The sequence below is a fragment of the Bradyrhizobium sp. 44 genome (assembly GCF_023073095.1).
Taxonomy (GTDB): Bacteria; Pseudomonadota; Alphaproteobacteria; order Rhizobiales; family Xanthobacteraceae; genus Bradyrhizobium.
The window spans coordinates 926,331-943,684 of the sequence record NZ_JADPIY010000016.1; the positions used below are offsets into that span (position 1 = coordinate 926,331).

The following is a 17,354-nucleotide window of genomic DNA, read 5'->3' on the forward strand; positions in this document are numbered from 1 at the left end:
ACTCGTTAGATCCTTGGCATTGAATTCGCTCGGCAACGGACCACATCACTGACATGACACAGATATCGTCGGGTTCAACACCAGCATCCACTCCGAAGCCGCGGCGGCCGCGCCCGCAGGTGATGCGGCTGACGGACGCTGCTGCCCAGCGCATCAACGAGCTGACCCAGCGGGCCGATTCCGAGATCGTGGGCCTGCGCGTCGGCGTCAAGAACGGCGGCTGTGCCGGTCAGTCCTACACCGTCGAATACGCCCATGATGTTCGTCCGACCGACGAGGTCGTCGAGGACAAGGGCGTCAAGATCCTGGTCGATCCGAAGGCCGTGCTGTTCCTGCTCGGCACCGAGATGGACTACAAGGCCGACAAGATGCAGGCCCAGTTCGTCTTCAACAATCCCAACCAGATCTCCGCTTGCGGCTGCGGCGAGTCGGTCGAACTGCGCCCGGCGCAGATCGACGGGTAGTTTTTCCGTCGTTGCGAGGAGCACTTGCGACGAACAATCCAGACTGTCTCTGCGGCGACAATCTGGATTGCTTCGCTTCGCTCGCAATGACGGCGGTGGTATGAAGGCTGGCCTGCTCGCCCCGGGAAGCCTGCCATGGACCGCGAATTCCTGATCGACCTGTTCGCCGATTTCGGCCCCGTCGCCATCCGAAAAATGTTTTCCGGCTACGGCATCTCCGCCGACGGCATCAATTTCGCGCTGTTCCTGCGTGCCGGCTTGTTCTTTCGCGCCGACGAGATGACCATCCCGGACTTTGAAGCGGAAGGCTCGAAGCCATTCCAATACGCGACCCGCGCTAAGACGGTGCTGGTGAACTCCTACTGGGAGCTGCCGGCCCGCCTGTTCGACGATTCCGTGGAGCTTGCGCAGTGGGCGAGGGCGGCTCTCGCCGCCGCCCAGCGCGCCAAGGTGAAGAAGCGGCCCAAGGTCAAGAAGGCGGCGAAGAAGGCCGCCAAGCCTGCGAAAGCGCGGAAGAAGGCGAGCAAAAAGAAAGCGGTTGGGAAGCGCGCCAGGCGACTGGGTTAGGTTCAGTCCATGGCCTTTGTCAGGCCAACCCTCATGTCTTTGGCGATGTAAACGCAGACACCGTCAGCCAGCACGCGGCCGTCGGCAAATCCCAGGACCAGCCTGCCGCGCCTCACCTGGCGCATGACGACCTCGTAGCGCACGCATCGTGTGTCCGGTGTGATGGAGCCCGTGAACTCCACCTCGCCGACGCCGATCGCGCGGCCCTTGCCCCCTGAGCCCGACCAACCGAGCCAATAACCGATCATCTGCCACATGGCATCCAGTCCCAGAGACGCCGGCATCATGGCATCGCCGCGAAAGTGGCAATCGAAGAACCAATGGCCTGGCGCGATGTCGAGCTCGCCGACGATATGGCCCTTGCCGAACTCGCCGCCGTCCAGGCTGATCTCCGTGATGCGGTCCATCATCAGCATTGGCGGCGCCGGCAATTGCGCGTTGCCGGGGCCGAAATAGCTGCCCTCGCTCGATCTCAGCAGGTCGTCCCTGGTGTAGGACGGTTGCGGCGTGTGAAAATCATGCGGGTTGGGCAAGACGACAAGTCCTCCGGATGCTCGCAGTCGGACGCCTCGAGACGGCGAGGGAGATGTCGTTCGTCAGGCCAGAATGTCAAGCGCAGGTGGCGGTGCGCGGCTTCGGCGTCACGCCACCCGGTTGTGCGTCTCGACCGCGAATTCCGGATCGGCCTCGCAGATCACGCGGTTGCGGCCGTTGCGTTTGGCGGCGTACAGGCAGGCATCCGCGCGTTCGATCAGCGCATCGGTGTCGTCGCCCTGCTTCAGCATGGAGACGCCGATGGAGATGGTGACGCGGCCTAGGATTTCGCCGGTGGACTTCTTTTTCAATTCCTTAGCCATCACGGCGCGGCGGATGTGATCGGCCACCGTGAGGGCCTGGCGCAGCGCGGTGTTGGGCAGCACGACCGCGAATTCCTCGCCGCCATAGCGCGCGGTGATGTCCTGGCCCTTGATGGTCTGCTTCAGCGACAGGCCGACCAGCCGCAGCACCTGGTCGCCGGTGAGATGGCCGTAGGAATCGTTGAACGACTTGAAATGATCGATGTCGACCAGCAGCAGCGACAGCGGATCGCCGGAGGCGAGCGCGCCTTGCACGGCCATGTCGATCATGCGATCGAAATATTTGCGGTTGCCGAGCCCCGTCAGCGGATCGGTCAGGCTCTCGGCGCGGATCGCCTCCAGGCTCTGCTGAAGGTTGCTGATCTCGCTCTTCGACAGCGTCAGCCGGTCTTCCAGCGCTTTGTTGGTCTCGCGCATCTCGCTGGTCGAATGCAGCAGCGTCTCGACGATCGACTTGATCTGCTCGGGGCTCTTGGCCGATGAGAGCTTTTCGGTCGCGCCCGACAGGCTGGCATCGTAGGAGCCGGTCATCCCGAGCGCGTCACCGAGTACCTTCATCACGTCGTCGATCTCGCCGATGACGCGCGCGCCGACCTTGTCGATGCGGTCGGTGGTCTTGATGTGGGAGAGGTAGGTCTCGTAGATCTGATCGAGATCGGCTTCGGTCAGCGTGCCGCTCCGCGCCAGTGTCTCGTTGATGATCTTGTTGAGCGAGGCATTGTAGCCGGTGGCGTAGACGAACCAGATCTCGTAATTGCGGGGAATTGCGGTCTGTCGTAGCGATCGGATCTGACCGAGCGCTACCTCGGCGAACGCCATTGTGCGTTCGTGTTCGTCGAGCACTTTGACCACGGAACATACCCCACAGCGATCGGCGTGCCGTCGACCGCAGCAATACTTAAATTATGTTCGTAGGCTAACGGACGATCGTGAACGCCCCGTAAATATACGTCCACGAATACGTCCAGAAAAGTGCGCGCAAGCTTTATTTCAACCAAAGCCGGGCGCGCATCGGGCTTCAGGCGCCGGCTGGGGAGCGAACCGGACGCAGCAGAAAGGCCGGCAGATGCGAGTGGTCGCCCGGCTCGCTGTCGGCCTCGCGTTGGCGGCGCGGCTCGGGACGGCCGATCGACGGCACATGCGACGGATTGGCCTGCTCGCGCGCACCGTCACGCGGCTCGGATGATGGCTTGGCTTCGCGCGGAGGCCTGGCTTCACGCGAAGGTCTGGCTTCACGCGAAGGTCTGCCTTCACGCGAAGATCTGGCTTCACGCGGAGGCCTTGCCTCGCGCGCGGGCCTTGCTTCGGAAGCGGGCCTTGCTTCGGGAGCGGACCGTGCTTCGGCTGAAGGCTGTGCCTCGCCACGCGCTTCGCGCGGCTCCTGGCTGCGCTCGCGACCGCGTTGCGGCTTGCCGCGTCCGCCGCGTGAACGTTCACGGCCGCGCTGCTCGCGCGGACGCTCGCTCGCATCGGAAGCATCGGTGCGGACTTCGAAATCGCCTTCGGCGCGCGGAATGCTCTGTCCGATCAGCTTCTCGATCGCCACCATCGACTTCTGGTCGGGCGGCGTGACGAGCGAGATCGCCATGCCGGACCGGCCTGCGCGACCGGTGCGGCCGACGCGGTGGACATAGTCGTCGGGATGGTGGGGAACGTCGAAATTGAAGACGTGGCTGACCTCGGGGATGTCGAGGCCGCGGGCGGCGACGTCGGATGCGACCAGCAGCGGCAGCTCGCCCTTGCGGAACTGTTCGAGCGCCGCCGTGCGGGCCGACTGATCCATGTCGCCGTGCAGCGCGCCGACGCTGAAGCCGTGCTTTTGCAGCGATTTATGAACGACGGCGACATCGCGCTTGCGATTGCAGAAGATGATCGCGTTCTGGAGATCCTTGGCCTCGCGGAGCAGTCGGCGAAGCAGCTCGCGCTTCTCGTGCGCCTCGCGCCCGGCCGGGACCTGACACTGCGTAACCGTGACAGCGGTGGTGGCAGGCTTCGATACCTCGATCTTCTGCGGATTGTGCAGGAAGGTTTCGGTGATGCGCCGGATCTCCGGCGGCATGGTCGCGGTGAAGAACAGGGTCTGCCGCGTGAACGGGACGAGCTTGCAGACGCGCTCGATGTCGGGAATGAAGCCCATGTCCAGCATGCGGTCGGCTTCGTCGATGACGAGCAGCTCGACGCCGGTGAGCAGCAGGCCGCCGCGCTCCGTGTGGTCGAGCAGGCGGCCGGGAGTGGCGATCAGCACATCGACACCGCGCGTCAGCTTGGCATCCTGGTCGCCGAAGGAAACGCCGCCGATCAGGAGGGCGACGTTGAGTTTCTGGCCCACGCCGTAGCGGTCGAAGTTTTCCTTCACCTGCGCCGCGAGTTCGCGGGTCGGCTCAAGGATCAGCGTGCGCGGCATGCGCGCCCGGGCGCGGCCCTTTTCGAGAATGGTGAGCATCGGCAGCACGAAGGCGGCGGTCTTGCCGGTGCCGGTCTGGGCGATGCCGAGAACGTCCTTGCGAGCAAGGACGTGAGGGATCGCCTGTTCCTGAATGGGGGTGGGGGTGGTGTAACCGGTGGCCGCCACTGCGGCGAGGACTTTTTCGGATAGTCCGAGATGGGAAAAAGACATTGAGCCTCTGGTCGAAACCGCCGTTCGGATTCGAGGGTAATAAGGCTGTCGCGTTCCACCCCAAAACGGCGCGCTCTCAAAGAAGCTGGGGGTGCTGACTCACGCGAACAAAGCGCCAAGCTCAGGAATCGCTCTTCGATACCGAGCCGCGTCGACCCGGAACATAGGGGGGAATCGGCCAAAGTCAATGGAGCAGCCGCGGGAAGGCCCTAAAAAACCTGAGGTTTTCGCTCAAATAGCGGGCGAGGCTGCGGTTTTCCGCCCAATCCAGCGGTCGGCCGGAGCTGTCCAAACGTCGGCTAACGCCCTTCCGGACCCTGGGCGCGAAAGTCGCCGGGGGCCATCCCATAGGCGGTGTTGAAGACCCTGTAATAGGTCGCGAGGCTGTCGAAGCCGCAGGCGGTCGCGATGTCGGCGATCAGCCGGTCCGGGGCTTCGCGCATCAGGCGGCGACTCCGGTTCAGGCGTTCGTCCGTCACGGTTTGCGAAAAACTCTTGGCCGCGGTTTCGAACAGCATGTGCAGGTGACGGACCGACACGCCGAGAAGGTCGGCCACCATCGCCGGCGCCATATCCGGGTTTTGCAGGTGACGCGCGATCAGGCGTCGTGCCAGCGAGAGCCGGGCGGTCCGCAGCGCGGCCTGCCCGAGGCGGCTGCCGGGCCGCAGGATGCCGCGCTCGATCAGTGCCAGATGGGCTACGGCATCGGCGGCGCCGTCATCACCCGCGGCAACCGTACCGAGGTCGGCAAAGCAGGCGTCGAGTAGGGGCGCCAGGCTGGGATCAACGAACGTCCGGGGCGCAAGCTCGCGCATGCGCTTGTCCTGCGTGGAGAGACCGCTCACGGGAATCTTCAGGATCCGCAGGTGGAAGCCTCCCGCGCCAAGCGGCGCGGCGCGATAGGGCTGGTCGGTATGGCTGGTGGCGAAGCTGCCGTTGGCGATCGTGAAGTCGCTGCCGCGCATGCCGCCGAACCAGGCGCCGCTGCCGAGTTGCTGATAGACGCAGAGGCTGTCGCCCGGCGCGTCAGCGATGTCGGTCATGCTGCGCTCGACCGTGTAATGCGAAGCCTTCAGCTCGACGAGGCCGGCTCCGCCAAGCTGACACAGCGAGAATTCGCCGAAGAAGTCCGCGCGGCGTTCGCGCTCGAGTTCGACGGTGACGCCGAACAGGCCCTTGGCGCGCACCTCGCGCCAAAAGTCGAAGCGGTCGTGCGGCTCGACCTCGTCGGTGCACCAGCGATACACGGCGTCCCCTCGCTTCCAGCGGAATTGCCCACAAGAATTGACCGAGAAAAAGCAAATTCCGGTGGCATCTACCATAGGCTAGACGACAGACCTGTGTCCTCAGAGCTGTTGAACCAGCGCTATGGCTGGGCCGACTATCACATCAACGACGCGGTTCCCATGAACCGCTGTTCGAAGGAACCGGCGTGGGCCGTTCTTGAGGGATTTTCGATGACACGTCGGCTTTTCAGAGTACTGGCAGCGCTTGGCCTCGCGGCCGGCCTCAGCGGTTTCGCGCTTCCCGCCTGTGCCGAGAAGCGCGTCGCGCTCGTGGTCGGCAACAACGACTATAGGAACGTTCCGAAGCTGCTCAAGGCGGTCAACGACGCCCGCACCATGGGCGATACGCTGAAGCAGCTCGGCTTCTCGGTGATGCTCGCCGAAAACCAGAGCCGGCAGCAATTTTCGGAGACGCTGCTCGCGTTCGATCGGACGATCGAGCCCGGCGACACCGCGTTCTTCTTCTATGCCGGCCACGGCTTCGAGATCGCAGGCCAGAATTACCTGCTGCCGACGGACGTGCCGGCAGCGACGGAAGGGCAGGAAGAGCTGGTGCGTGACGCCTCCATCCTGGCCGATCGCATCGTCGAGCGCCTCCAGAACAAGAAGGCGCGAACCTCGATCCTGGTGTTCGACGCCTGCCGCAACAACCCGTTCGAGCGCAAGGGTACCCGCGCCGTCTCCGGCGGTGGCGGGCTTGCCCCGATGGTGCAGCTGCCCGAAGGCGTGTTCTCGGTCTTCTCCGCGGGCCCGCGCCAGACCGCGCTCGACCGCCTCTCCAACGACGACGCCAATCCCAATTCGGTGTTCACGCGCACCTTCGCCAAAGAGCTGCTCCAGCCCGGCGAGAACCTGGTGCAGGTGGCGCAACGTACGCGCCGTCTCGTCAGCGAGATGGCCGACACCGTCAAGCACAGGCAGGTGCCGGTCTATTTTGATCAGATGGTCGACGACGTCTTCCTCAGCGGCATCGCCAAGGATGTCGCCGCGCGCCCGGCCGATCCGCCGGCGCAGAAGCTCGCGGCGCTGCCGCCAGTGTCGGTGCCGCGCGTGCCGAAGGAGGAGACCACCAACGCGCCGATCGCGAGCTTCTCGCGCCACAATGGCGGCTGGAGCGTGGTGTTCTCCTTTGCCGATCCGACGCTTGGCGTTTCCTGGCGCATGGCCGGCAATGGCGATTTCCGCGAAACCGGCTTCATCGATACGCTCGACCCGCGCACGCGCAAGAGAATGCCGAACCCGTCGATCGAATTGCCGCCGGACGCGCAGGCCGGCACCATTGAGGTCCGCTATGTCGACCAGTCCGGTGACATGCAGGGGCCGTTCCCGATCAGGTTCGATCCCGAAGCCGCGCTGATCCGCGACCAGCGCAAGATCCTCGACATGACCGCGACGAGCTGGCTGTCATTCCGCGAGTTCAACGGGCTGCTGGTCTACTACACGCACCTCGTGTCTTACCGCTGCGCCATCCGCGAGGTGCGCATCGGCATCGACACCGCCGTTCCGAACCAGGTGTTGAAGATGCCGGGCTGCGACATGCGCGATCCCAGTGCGATCAGCGCCGGCATGCCGCTCTACATGAAGCTCGCGCCGGCAACGCAGTTCATCTCGGTGGAGCTGACCTATCGCGACGGCAGCGTGTCGGAGATCAAAAGCTTCCGCAGCGCGAACCGCAGCAATAATTGATGAGGCGGCCGAAGGCGTCGCGCGCGCTTCTTGTTACCCGCGGCGCTTCCTGATGAAGCTCTTGAGCTTCTCCTACTCCTCGTACGGATAGCCGTTCCGTTCGATGCGCACCGGCGCAAGCGGCGGCCTGCGCGGTGCGATCATGATCAAGACGAAAAGCACGTTGATCAGGATCCAGACGCCGAGCAGTATGAGGATTGTCTGCACTGCAATTTCCTGAATGAGTCGGAATTGGCGTAAAGGCTAACGGCCATTCACAATCGCGGCAAATGAATCTTGCTTGCTGCACTGCACAGAAACCTTGACCCTAAATGAGAACCCGGCCGTGAAACCCGATACGTCGCAGAATCTCCAAGGCGCCTCGCTGAAAATGCGGTGTTGCATCGTCGGCGGCGGACCGGCGGGCATGATGCTCGGCTATCTTCTGGGGCGCGCCGGCATCGATGTCGTGGTGCTGGAGAAGCATGCGGATTTCTTCCGCGACTTCCGCGGCGACACCGTGCATCCCTCGACGCTCCAGGTGATGGACGAGCTCGGCCTGATCGACGGATTCCTGAAGTTGCCGCATCAGCGCTTGCAAAAGATGGACGGCCTGTTCGGCGGTACCCCCGTTCGCATCGCCGATCTCAGCCGCCTCCGCACCAAGTACCCCTTCATCGCCTTCATGCCTCAATGGGATTTCCTGAACTTCCTGCGCGAGGCCGGCCAGCGCTTCGCCTCGCTGAAGGTGATGATGAACACGGAAGCGGTCGATCTGATCCGCCGCGGCGAGACCATCGCCGGCGTGCGGGCGAATACGCCGGACGGCATCGTGGACATCGAAGCCGATCTCACCATCGCCTGTGACGGCCGGCATTCGACCGTGCGCCAGCGTTCCGGCCTCGAGGTCGAGGAGATCGGCGCGCCAATGGACGTGCTCTGGTTCCGCGTCGGCCGCAAGGCGAACGAGACCGAGAACGTGTTCGCGCGCGTCGAGCCCGGCAAGATGATGATCACCTTCGACCGCGGCGACTACTGGCAATGCGCCTATGTCATCGCCAAGGGGCAATACGACGCGGTGAAGGCGAGGGGATTGCAGGCGCTGCTCGACGACGTCGTTCGCATGGCGCCGATCCTGAAGAGCGGCATTGCCGATGTGAAGAGGTTCGACGATTTCAAGCTGCTCACCGTCGCGATCAACCGCCTGCCGCGCTGGACGCGGCCCGGCTTGCTTCTCATCGGCGACGCCGCACATGCGATGTCGCCGGTCGGCGGCGTCGGCGTCAATCTCGCCGTGCAGGATGCGGTCGCGACCGCAAATTTGCTGGCGGACAAGCTGCAAAACGGCTGCCCGTCGGAGAACGAACTCGATGCCGTGCGCCGTCGCCGCGAATTCCCGGTGAAGATGACGCAGCGAATGCAGATGATCGTGCAGAACAACATCATCAGCGGCGCCTTGCAGGGCGGCGACCGGCCGCTGAAAGTGCCGCTGATCGTGCGCCTCATCACCGCGCTGCCGTGGCTCCAGGGCATTCCGGCGCGTCTGCTCGCGCTCGGCGTCCGGCCCGAGCACGTGCAGTCGAAGGCTGCGCCGGCACGGTAGCGCAAGGACTCGGTAGGGATAACGCGGCGTTAAATCGCGCTCAGCGCGTTGCCTGCGTACAACAGTTCAGATAGATTGAAGGCGCGCTGCTTGCCAATCCGGCGTCTTAACTGTCTTGATTCAAATTTGAGTAAGAACTGCGTGTGAGCGTGCACCCATCAAAGGACACGGGGTGTACCATGCGTAACAAGTTGATTGCCGCCTTCGCCTGCACGACCGCTCTGGTTTCGACCGGCGCCGCTTCCGCCGCCGATCTCGGTGCGCGCTACACGAAGGCGCCCGCCTATGCGGAGCCGCTGTTCAACTGGACCGGCTTTTATGTCGGCGGTCACATCGGCGGAGCATGGACCAACGAGCAGTTCATCAACAACGGGACCGGCGCGCCGTTCGGCGATCTGACCCCGGGGCAGGGCTACCGTCAGCGCAACTCCGGCATCCTGGGCGGCGCCCAGATCGGCTACAATTGGCAGGCCAACAACTACGTGTTCGGTATGGAAGGCACGATCTCGGGCCTCGACAACAAGGGCTCGTTCTTGAACACCGCGTTCGGCGCGGGTGACGACGTGTTCTCCTGGCGCGCCAATGTGCTTGCCACCGTCGTTGGTCGCGCGGGCTTCGCCGTGCAGAACAACCTGTTCTACATCAAGGGCGGCTATGCCGGCGTGAACAACCGTCTGTCGGTCACCGATACGGTCGGTCCGGCCACCGGTTCTGGCGGTCAGACCCATTGGGCCAACGGCTGGACCGTCGGTGCCGGCTGGGAATACGGCATCACCCGCAACTGGATCGTCGGCCTCGAATACAATTACGCAGCTTTCGGTAGCCAGACCTATCAGCTCGGCGGCACCTCGGGCAATTACAGCTTCGATGCCAAGCCGCGCGACCTCCAGTGGGCCGTCGTGCGCGCCAGCTACAAGTTCGACGCGCCTGTGATCGCCCGCTACTGAGTGGATCAACGAACGACCAAGCAACCATAAAAGACGATCACTGCCCAAATTCAAAAGCCCCGGCATTGTCCGGGGCTTCTTTTTTGTGTGCAGGTTTCTGGCGTACGGCCTAGGCCATCACCGAGAACCCGCCATCGACGGGGATCGCGGTGCCGGTGACGAAGTTGGACGCGGACGAGGCAAGGAACACCGTGATGCCGGCGAAGTCGTCGATGTCGCCCCACCGCCCCGCCGGCGTGCGTGCCAGCACCCGCTCGTGCAATCCCGATACCTGCTGCCGCGCACCGCGGGTCAGGTCGGTGTCGATCCAGCCGGGAAGGATGGCATTGACCTGGATGTTGTCGGGCGCCCACGCATTGGCGCAGGCGCGCGTGTACTGAACGATACCGCCCTTGCTCGCCGCATAGGCCGTTGCGAAGCTCGCGCCGAAGATCGACATCATCGAGCCGATGTTGATCACCTTCCCGTTGCCGGACGCCTTCAGCGCCGGATAGGCCAGCTTCGAGCACAGGAAGGCGCTGGTGAGGTTGGTGTTGATCACCGTATTCCATTCGTCGAGCTCGAGCTCGTGCGGCGGCTTGCGGATGCTCATGCCGGCATTGTTGATGAGGATGTCGATGCGGCCGAGATCCCCGACGACACGCTCGACCATCGCGGCGATGGCCGCCTTGTCGGTGACGTCGGTGGCAACACTGATCGCCTTCACACCGCGTTGACTGAGATCGGCCACGGCGGCGGCCGATTTGGTTTCGTTGCGTCCGACCACGGCGATGTTGGCGCCGGCATCGGCGAGGCCGCGGGCCATGCCGAGCCCGATGCCGCCATTGCCTCCCGTGACGATCGCGACCTTGCCGCGGAGATCGAACCGACTGGATGTCATGCTGCTATTCCCTGGTTTCTTCTATTGGTTACTCTGCCAGATCAGCACCAGCCCAAAGCCTGCCATGGCTGCGCCATAGCCGGCCCATTGCAACTGGTTGACCATGAAGCTCGATCGCGGCCACGCGACGGTGCCCGTGCCCTGTCCGATCCAGAGCAGCCCGACGGCAAGGGCAAACAGGCCTGCTACAAGCAGAAATCTGCGCATGCATTCCTCCCCATGGGTCCGCTTCTGTCGTGACGCGGCATGACCACTGCCGCGGCCCGAAAACCTGGCGGGAGACTAGCCGTAGCCGTGGTTCGGATACAATGGCCGCTGATGCAGTTCGCAGGGCGGATGCATGTCCATATGCAAGGTCCGCTGAAGCACCGTACAACGAAAAAGCCCCGGACGATGCCGGGGCTTTAACGTCTGAACTTGCGTTCGGATCAGTACTTCGCGACGACCGGACCGGTCCAGTTGAAGCGGTAGACCAGCGAGGTCGAAATCGTCTGGTTCCAGCTGTTGGCGCGGATGTCGCGGCCGACGAGGACGTTGCCAGCATCGAACAGTTCGTTCTGGGTCTTGGCGTTGTAGAAGGCCGAGCGATATTCGGTCTTCATGAACCAGCCGGGCGACTGGATGCCGAAGATGTTCAGGTTGTTCTCGACGCCGCCGCCGATGAACCAGCCATTGCGGTTGTAGCTGTTGAGATGGATACCGGCGGGCGCGCCGGCCAGGGTCATGAAGTTGGTCTGGCCGAAGTGAGCGCCCGAGTAACCGCCGTTGACGTAGGAGAGAACGTTCGGAGCGACCAGCCAGCCGAGGCGGACACCAGCGGCCCAGGAATCTTCCAGCTTCTGGTTGCCAGTGATGCCAGCGATCGGGTCCTGAATGGTAGCACGGATGCTGCCGAACTGACCGTCAGCGAACACGCCGGCGACCCAGGTGCCGCTGAACTGCCAGTCGTAGCCGAGACCGACGGTGCCGAACCAGCCCGAGCCACCCTGGCGCTGATCGATCGTCAGGGGAACTGCGCCAACCGTGGTCTGCACGCGCTGGTCAGAGGCCGAGAGGCCGCCGCCGGCGCCGCCGAAGATGTAGAAGCCGGTCCAGTTGGCGACGGGAGCCGCCATCGGCGCCTTCACGTAGGGACGGGCGCCAAGGTCAGCGGCCGAGGCCGAACCGGTCATCGCGGCAACCGCGGTCAGTGCGAGCAAAATCTTCTTCATCTTAAAATCCCCAAGCTTTGGTCTGTCTGGAAGGCGCGAGCGCACTGAAGTCCGTGTGATCTGATGTCCCGGACTATACCTGCTTCTCTCCGAAATGCTGTTGCAGAGCAGGCACAGTCGCCGGGAAACGCCGCACGGCAGGGATTCTGAGCACCATCGTGGAAATTCAAAATAGTCATGTATTATCAATTCAGTAGGTCGAATTTTGCGATTTGTATTTTGGTAACTTCTCGTTAGTAAATCCGGCTTTGTCCGAAATGGAGGCAATCCTGCATCAGCCCGGCTGGGTGAGTCGTTGGCCGAGTCGCGATGCGACGAGGCAGGGAATCACCGAAGCCGTGGCGGACCGTTGGCAGGATCGGCGGGCAGGATCGTCGGGAAATGGCGGTTGTCGTCCCCAAAAACAAAGAGCCCCGGCTTCATGCCGGGGCTCTTGATGGGATACGACCGAGCAGCGCCTGCGGATCAGACGTCCAGCAAATCGTCATTGGCGAATTCAGCCTTGTCCGAGATGAACGCGAAGCGCGCTTCGGCCTTGGTGCCCATCAGCCGCTCCACCGAATCCGCCGTGGTGTCGCGGTCGTCGGCGAGCAGAACCACTTTCAGCATGGTCCGCTTGGCCGGATCCATGGTGGTTTCCTTGAGCTGCGCCGGCATCATCTCGCCGAGGCCTTTGAAGCGATTGACCTCGACCTTGGCGTTGGCGTTGAACTCGCTCTTGATCAGCGCTGCCTTGTGCGCGTCATCGCGGGCGTAGACCGACTTGGTGCCGTTGGTCAGCTTGTAGAGAGGCGGCACGGCGAGGAAGAGATGGCCTTCGTCGATCAGCCGCGGCATCTGCCGGTAGAAGAAGGTGATCAGCAGCGAAGCGATGTGGGCACCGTCGACATCGGCGTCGGTCATGATGATGATGCGCTGATAGCGCAGATCCTCCTCGCGATACTGCGCGAGCATCCCGCAGCCGATCGCCTGCACGAGGTCGGCGAGCTGCGTGTTCGCCGTCAGCTTGTCCTTGCCGGCGGAGGCGACGTTGAGGATCTTGCCGCGCAGCGGCAGCACGGCCTGGGTCTTGCGGTCGCGCGCCTGCTTGGCACTGCCGCCGGCCGAGTCTCCCTCGACGATGAAGAGTTCCGAACCGTCCAAACCGGCATCGCTGCAATCGGCGAGCTTCCCGGGCAGGCGCAGCTTTTTGCCGGCGGTCTTGCGCGCGGTCTCCTTCTCTTGCCGGCGGCGCAACCGCTCCTCGGCGCGATCGACCACGAAGTCGAGCAGCCTGTTGGCCTGGTTCGGATTGCCCGACAGCCAATGGTCGAACGGATCCTTCATCGCCTGTTCGACGATGCGCTGCGCTTCGGCCGTGGCAAGGCGATCCTTGGTCTGGCCCTGGAATTCGGGCTCGCGCACGAATACCGAGAGCATCACGGCTGCGCCGACCATCACGTCTTCAGACGTAATGGACGACGCGCGCTTGCCCTGGCCGACGCGCTCGGCGTGATCCTTGAGACCTCGCAGCAGCGCGCTGCGCAAGCCGGATTCATGCGTACCGCCATCGGGCGTCGGCACGGTGTTGGTGTAGGACGACAGGAAGCCGTCGGCATCCGCAGTCCAAGCCACCGCCCATTCGCAGGCGCCATGCGCGCCGTTGCGGCCCGACTTGCCGGAGAAGATGTCGGGATGCACCAGCGTGTCGGCGTGGATCGCCGCCGCCAGATAATCCTTGAGGCCACCGGGGAAGTGGAACGTCGCTTCGGCCGGCACGTCGTCGACGCCCTTGAGCAGTTCAGGCGCGCAATTCCAGCGGATCTCGACGCCGCCGAACAGATACGCCTTCGAACGCGTCATTTTGAACAGGCGCTGCGGCTTGAACGCTGCCTTTGCACCGAAGATGTCGGTGTCCGGCTTGAAGCGCACGCGGGTTCCGCGGCGGTTGTTGATCTTGCCGAGATCCTCGAGCTTGCCCTTCGGGTGCCCGCGCTCGAACGTCATGCGGTAGAGTTTCTGGCTGCGCGCGACCTCGACCTCGAGCAGCGAGGAGAGGGCGTTCACCACGGAGATGCCGACGCCGTGCAGGCCGCCCGAGGTCTCGTAGACCTTGGAGTCGAACTTGCCACCTGAGTGCAGCGTGCACATGATGACTTCGAGCGCCGACTTCTTCGGGAATTTTGGATGCGGATCGATCGGGATGCCGCGGCCGTTGTCTGTGACGGTCAAAAAGCCGTCCGCGCTCAACTCGACTCCGATGAAGGTCGCATGCCCCGCGAGCGCCTCGTCCATCGAGTTGTCGATGACTTCGGCGAAGAGGTGATGCAGCGCCTTCTCGTCGGTGCCGCCGATATACATGCCGGGCCGGCGGCGCACCGGTTCCAGGCCTTCGAGCACCTCGATGTCGGCTGCGGTGTAGTCGGCCTCGGCACCGCCTGCGCGCGGGGTCGCCTTGGCGGCGCGGGGCTTCGGCTCATCGCCGCCGAAAAAATCGTCTTTTGCTTTGGGCTTCAACTGCTTGGACATATATCTTTATGCGTTTTGAGGGCCGCATGAGCGGCGAATCGGTTGGGCCGACTATGCCACTTCTGACCTGGAAAGGTTATCGCAGGGCGGGCCGGGCGGTGTGGTTGGGAGCCAATCCCGGCGATTTTACGCCGCACCCCCAACGAATTCCCGGCAATGTGACGGTCCGGTCCGGTCTGGACCGGACTTTGTGACTTGATGTCACACAAGTCCTTGGCTTACCAGTCCTTTTCATCGAGCAGCACCTTCGGGCAGGGCGGAAAGGCTATTTTGAATGGAGCAGTTTGCGCACGCGCTGGCGGATTTTGTGCGCGCTCACCAGACATGGGCAGCTCCCATCGTGTTCGTGCTCGCCTTCGGGGAGTCGCTCGCCTTTATCTCGCTGCTGATCCCGGCCTGGGGCGCGTTGGTCGCGATCGGCGCGCTGATCGGCGCGAGCGGCATCAGCTTCTATCCGGTCTGGATCGCCGGCGGCATCGGCGCCGCGCTGGGCGACTGGGTCTCCTACTGGTTCGGCTACCGCTACAAGGAGAAGGTCGCGCAGATGTGGCCGCTCTCGCGCTATCCGGAACTCCTGCCCCGGGGCGAGGCCTTCGTGCGCAGCTGGGGCGTGCCGAGCATCTTCATCGGCCGCTTCTTCGGTCCCTTGCGTGCCTCTGTGCCGCTTGCAGCCGGCATTTTCGAGATGCCCTATTGGAGCTTCCAGGCCGCCAATTTCGTCTCGGCGCTGATCTGGTCGGCGGCGCTCCTGCTGTTCGGCGACGTGATCGCGAAGATCATGGAATGGATCTGGCGGGTGGTGTGACGTCCGAACCTTGACGCGAACCGCAACTGGCCCTATAGCCCCGCGCCATGATCAACGCCGCGACTATTTTGTTCGCCCGTCGCCGCCGCCGCTCTTTAGCGGTTTGGGCGGTCGATCGCGTTTGAGATCATCGTCTTTGCCGCTGGATCCGATCCGCGGCATTCTCTCTCCTGTCAGTGCGATCTGATCCGGCGGCCCCAAGGAGGCCCAGCAGGAGACAACGATGTACACGCCACCCTTTTTCAAGCAGGACCGCGCCGCGAGCCTGAAGTTCGCCGACACGCGCGGCTTCGGCACCATGTGCGCGTTCGACGGCCACAAGCCGATCGCCTCGCCAATTCCGTTCTATTTGACCTATGCCGCCGACGGCACGCCGCAGGCCGCCTTTCACGTCGCGCGTCACAATCCGCTGCTAAAGCTTGCGGACGGGACGACCTCCTGGCTGCTCGCGGTCAACGGCCCCGATGCTTACGTGTCACCGGACTGGTACGTCTCGCCGGATCAGGTGCCGACCTGGCTCTACCAGTCGGTCCATCTGACTGGGCCGGTGCGGTTGTTGTCGGATGGTGAACTGGCCGTGCAGATCGACACGCTCAGCGACAAGTTCGAGAGCTGGCTGTTGCCGAAGAAGCCGTGGACCTCAGCCAAAATGACGGCGGGGCGGCTCGAGGCGCTGAAGAAGGGAATCGTGGGTCTGGTCATGACGGTTGAAGAGGTCGAAGGCAGCTTCAAGCTCAACCAGCACAAGTCCGACGCCGACTATACGGCGATCGCCAACGCACTTGGCGCGCAGGCCCATGCCGACGCCAAGGAGATCGCGCAACTGATGCAGGACGTCAGGCCGGAGGCCTTGGCATCCGAAACCAACATGCTCGAAAGGAGCGCGCCATGACCTTTTCTGAAGCCAGCCTCGTCGACACCAAAAATGCCCCGAAGACCGGCGCTGCGACAAAGCCCTCCACCGTCTTTGTCGACGGTGGCTCCGGCACCACCGGGCTCGGCATCAACGAGCGGCTGAAGCTGCAGAACGACGTGGTCGTGAAGACGATCGCCGACGACAAGCGCAAGGATCCCGCGGCCAAGAAAGCGCTGATGGAGGAGGTTGACCTCGTCATCCTCTGTCTGCCGGACGATGCTGCCAGGGAAACGGTTGCGCTCATCGATAGCATGGGCGCTGCGGGACCGAAGGTGCTGGATGCATCGACCGCGTACCGGGTCGCGCCCGATTGGGCCTATGGCTTTCCGGAACTGACGCCGGATCAGGCTGGCAAGATCAAGGCTGCGAAGAAGGTCTCCAATCCCGGCTGCTATCCGACCGGCGCGATCGCGCTGCTGCGACCGATCGTCGATGCCGGCCTGCTGCCTGCGGACTATCCCGTCACCGTCAATGCGGTGAGCGGCTATTCCGGCGGCGGCAAGTCGATGATCGCGAGCTTCGAAGATGGCAGCGCGCCGTCTTTCGAGCTCTACGGCCTCGGCTTCGAGCACAAGCATCTGCCCGAGATGCAGCTCTATTCGAACCTGACGCGACGGCCGATCTTCATTCCCTCGGTCGGGAATTACCGGCAGGGCATGCTGGTGTCGGTGCCACTTCAGCTCGACACGCTGCCCGGCAAGCCCAGCGGCGCGGACCTGCAAGCCGCGCTGGCAAAGCGCTACGCCGGCTCAAAATACGTCACGGTAATGCCGCTGCAGAACGAGGCGACCAAGGGCGGCAAGCTCGAGCCGGAGGCGCTCAACGAGACCAACATGCTCGAGCTCCACGTCTTCGCCAGCGACAAGTACCATCAGGCGGTGCTGGTCGCGCGGCTCGACAATCTCGGCAAGGGCGCCTCCGGCGCGGCCGTGCAGAACATGCGGCTGATGCTGGGCCTTGCCGACGAGTAGCCGATCGAGCGTTGCCCGCAAGATCAGTCCGGTGGACGAAGCGACGCCGCAACTTTC

At 63.6% G+C, this 17,354-nt stretch carries 17 protein-coding genes; 8 read left to right on the forward strand and 9 right to left on the reverse strand.

Annotated elements, in window-relative coordinates; translation table 11 throughout:
* The first annotated feature begins 53 nt into the window (after positions 1-53).
* Complete coding sequence (locus IVB41_RS20960) at positions 54-464, forward strand: iron-sulfur cluster assembly accessory protein (RefSeq protein ID WP_081747958.1); 411 nt, start codon at positions 54-56, stop codon at positions 462-464.
* Positions 465-599: 135 nt separating this feature from the next.
* A complete protein-coding gene (locus tag IVB41_RS20965; protein ID WP_247434440.1) occupies positions 600-1,031 on the forward strand; it encodes a TfoX/Sxy family protein in 432 nt (143 codons plus the stop codon).
* A gap of 2 nt (positions 1,032-1,033) precedes the next feature.
* Here the strand turns inward: IVB41_RS20965 and fabA are convergent, their stop codons facing one another.
* From fabA to IVB41_RS20985, 4 genes are all read right to left on the reverse strand, one after another.
* The gene (gene fabA / locus IVB41_RS20970) at positions 1,034-1,564 is read right to left on the reverse strand and encodes a bifunctional 3-hydroxydecanoyl-ACP dehydratase/trans-2-decenoyl-ACP isomerase (RefSeq protein WP_247434443.1); all 531 of its coding nucleotides are present in this window, start codon (positions 1,562-1,564) and stop codon (positions 1,034-1,036) included.
* A gap of 108 nt (positions 1,565-1,672) precedes the next feature.
* Positions 1,673-2,740: a GGDEF domain-containing protein gene (locus IVB41_RS20975; RefSeq protein WP_247434446.1), complete on the reverse strand. Its 1,068-nt coding sequence runs from the start codon at positions 2,738-2,740 to the stop codon at positions 1,673-1,675.
* A gap of 166 nt (positions 2,741-2,906) precedes the next feature.
* Positions 2,907-4,505 (reverse strand): DEAD/DEAH box helicase, encoded by a 1,599-nt coding sequence (locus IVB41_RS20980; protein WP_247434451.1) that lies wholly within the window; start codon positions 4,503-4,505, stop codon positions 2,907-2,909.
* 299 nt (positions 4,506-4,804) lie between these two features.
* Positions 4,805-5,752: a helix-turn-helix transcriptional regulator gene (locus IVB41_RS20985; protein ID WP_247434455.1), complete on the reverse strand. Its 948-nt coding sequence runs from the start codon at positions 5,750-5,752 to the stop codon at positions 4,805-4,807.
* Between the two features lie 210 nt (positions 5,753-5,962).
* Between IVB41_RS20985 and IVB41_RS20990 the strand changes: the two genes are divergently transcribed.
* Entirely contained in the window at positions 5,963-7,477 is a 1,515-nt protein-coding gene (locus tag IVB41_RS20990) for a caspase family protein (RefSeq protein ID WP_247434459.1), read from the forward strand.
* Positions 7,478-7,549: 72 nt separating this feature from the next.
* On the opposite strand, the gene IVB41_RS35635 is transcribed toward IVB41_RS20990, so the two are convergent.
* Positions 7,550-7,684 (reverse strand): hypothetical protein, encoded by a 135-nt coding sequence (locus IVB41_RS35635; protein ID WP_256379190.1) that lies wholly within the window; start codon positions 7,682-7,684, stop codon positions 7,550-7,552.
* 163 nt (positions 7,685-7,847) lie between these two features.
* Between IVB41_RS35635 and IVB41_RS20995 the strand changes: the two genes are divergently transcribed.
* Both IVB41_RS20995 and IVB41_RS21000 read left to right on the forward strand, forming a co-directional pair.
* A complete protein-coding gene (locus tag IVB41_RS20995; protein WP_247434882.1) occupies positions 7,848-9,059 on the forward strand; it encodes an FAD-dependent oxidoreductase in 1,212 nt (403 codons plus the stop codon).
* 179 nt (positions 9,060-9,238) lie between these two features.
* Positions 9,239-10,006 (forward strand): outer membrane protein, encoded by a 768-nt coding sequence (locus IVB41_RS21000; protein WP_027569870.1) that lies wholly within the window; start codon positions 9,239-9,241, stop codon positions 10,004-10,006.
* 109 nt (positions 10,007-10,115) lie between these two features.
* On the opposite strand, the gene IVB41_RS21005 is transcribed toward IVB41_RS21000, so the two are convergent.
* From IVB41_RS21005 to parE, 4 genes are all read right to left on the reverse strand, one after another.
* Positions 10,116-10,886 carry an SDR family NAD(P)-dependent oxidoreductase gene (locus IVB41_RS21005; RefSeq protein WP_027569871.1) on the reverse strand — a complete coding sequence of 257 codons (771 nt, stop codon included), beginning with the start codon at positions 10,884-10,886 and terminating at the stop codon, positions 10,116-10,118.
* Between the two features lie 21 nt (positions 10,887-10,907).
* A complete protein-coding gene (locus IVB41_RS21010; RefSeq protein ID WP_007591540.1) occupies positions 10,908-11,093 on the reverse strand; it encodes a hypothetical protein in 186 nt (61 codons plus the stop codon).
* A 221-nt stretch (positions 11,094-11,314) separates the two neighbouring features.
* On the reverse strand, positions 11,315-12,097 hold the full coding sequence (locus tag IVB41_RS21015; RefSeq protein WP_027569872.1) for an outer membrane protein: 783 nt from the start codon (positions 12,095-12,097) through the stop codon (positions 11,315-11,317).
* A 465-nt stretch (positions 12,098-12,562) separates the two neighbouring features.
* The gene (gene parE / locus IVB41_RS21020) at positions 12,563-14,605 is read right to left on the reverse strand and encodes a DNA topoisomerase IV subunit B (RefSeq protein ID WP_027569873.1); all 2,043 of its coding nucleotides are present in this window, start codon (positions 14,603-14,605) and stop codon (positions 12,563-12,565) included.
* 274 nt (positions 14,606-14,879) lie between these two features.
* Between parE and IVB41_RS21025 the strand changes: the two genes are divergently transcribed.
* From IVB41_RS21025 to argC, 3 genes are all read left to right on the forward strand, one after another.
* Positions 14,880-15,410: a DedA family protein gene (locus IVB41_RS21025; protein WP_027569874.1), complete on the forward strand. Its 531-nt coding sequence runs from the start codon at positions 14,880-14,882 to the stop codon at positions 15,408-15,410.
* A 223-nt stretch (positions 15,411-15,633) separates the two neighbouring features.
* Positions 15,634-16,302 (forward strand): FMN-binding negative transcriptional regulator, encoded by a 669-nt coding sequence (locus tag IVB41_RS21030; RefSeq protein WP_247434462.1) that lies wholly within the window; start codon positions 15,634-15,636, stop codon positions 16,300-16,302.
* Positions 16,299-17,297, forward strand: coding sequence for an N-acetyl-gamma-glutamyl-phosphate reductase (gene argC, locus IVB41_RS21035; RefSeq protein WP_247434466.1), 999 nt, complete (start codon positions 16,299-16,301; stop codon positions 17,295-17,297). Before IVB41_RS21030 ends, argC begins: the two co-directional genes overlap by 4 nt.
* The last annotated feature ends 57 nt before the right edge of the window (positions 17,298-17,354 follow it).

Coding starts and splice junctions, on each gene's coding strand:
- IVB41_RS20960 (WP_081747958.1), top strand. CDS start 54: ATGACACAGATATCGTCGGGTTCAACACCAGCATCCACTCCGAAGCCG.
- IVB41_RS20965 (WP_247434440.1), top strand. CDS start 600: ATGGACCGCGAATTCCTGATCGACCTGTTCGCCGATTTCGGCCCCGTC.
- IVB41_RS20980 (WP_247434451.1), bottom strand. CDS start 4,505: ATGTCTTTTTCCCATCTCGGACTATCCGAAAAAGTCCTCGCCGCAGTG.
- IVB41_RS20990 (WP_247434459.1), top strand. CDS start 5,963: ATGACACGTCGGCTTTTCAGAGTACTGGCAGCGCTTGGCCTCGCGGCC.
- IVB41_RS20995 (WP_247434882.1), top strand. CDS start 7,848: ATGCGGTGTTGCATCGTCGGCGGCGGACCGGCGGGCATGATGCTCGGC.
- IVB41_RS21000 (WP_027569870.1), top strand. CDS start 9,239: ATGCGTAACAAGTTGATTGCCGCCTTCGCCTGCACGACCGCTCTGGTT.
- IVB41_RS21005 (WP_027569871.1), bottom strand. CDS start 10,886: ATGACATCCAGTCGGTTCGATCTCCGCGGCAAGGTCGCGATCGTCACG.
- IVB41_RS21010 (WP_007591540.1), bottom strand. CDS start 11,093: ATGCGCAGATTTCTGCTTGTAGCAGGCCTGTTTGCCCTTGCCGTCGGG.
- IVB41_RS21015 (WP_027569872.1), bottom strand. CDS start 12,097: ATGAAGAAGATTTTGCTCGCACTGACCGCGGTTGCCGCGATGACCGGT.
- parE (WP_027569873.1), bottom strand. CDS start 14,605: ATGTCCAAGCAGTTGAAGCCCAAAGCAAAAGACGATTTTTTCGGCGGC.
- IVB41_RS21025 (WP_027569874.1), top strand. CDS start 14,880: ATGGAGCAGTTTGCGCACGCGCTGGCGGATTTTGTGCGCGCTCACCAG.
- IVB41_RS21030 (WP_247434462.1), top strand. CDS start 15,634: ATGTACACGCCACCCTTTTTCAAGCAGGACCGCGCCGCGAGCCTGAAG.
- argC (WP_247434466.1), top strand. CDS start 16,299: ATGACCTTTTCTGAAGCCAGCCTCGTCGACACCAAAAATGCCCCGAAG.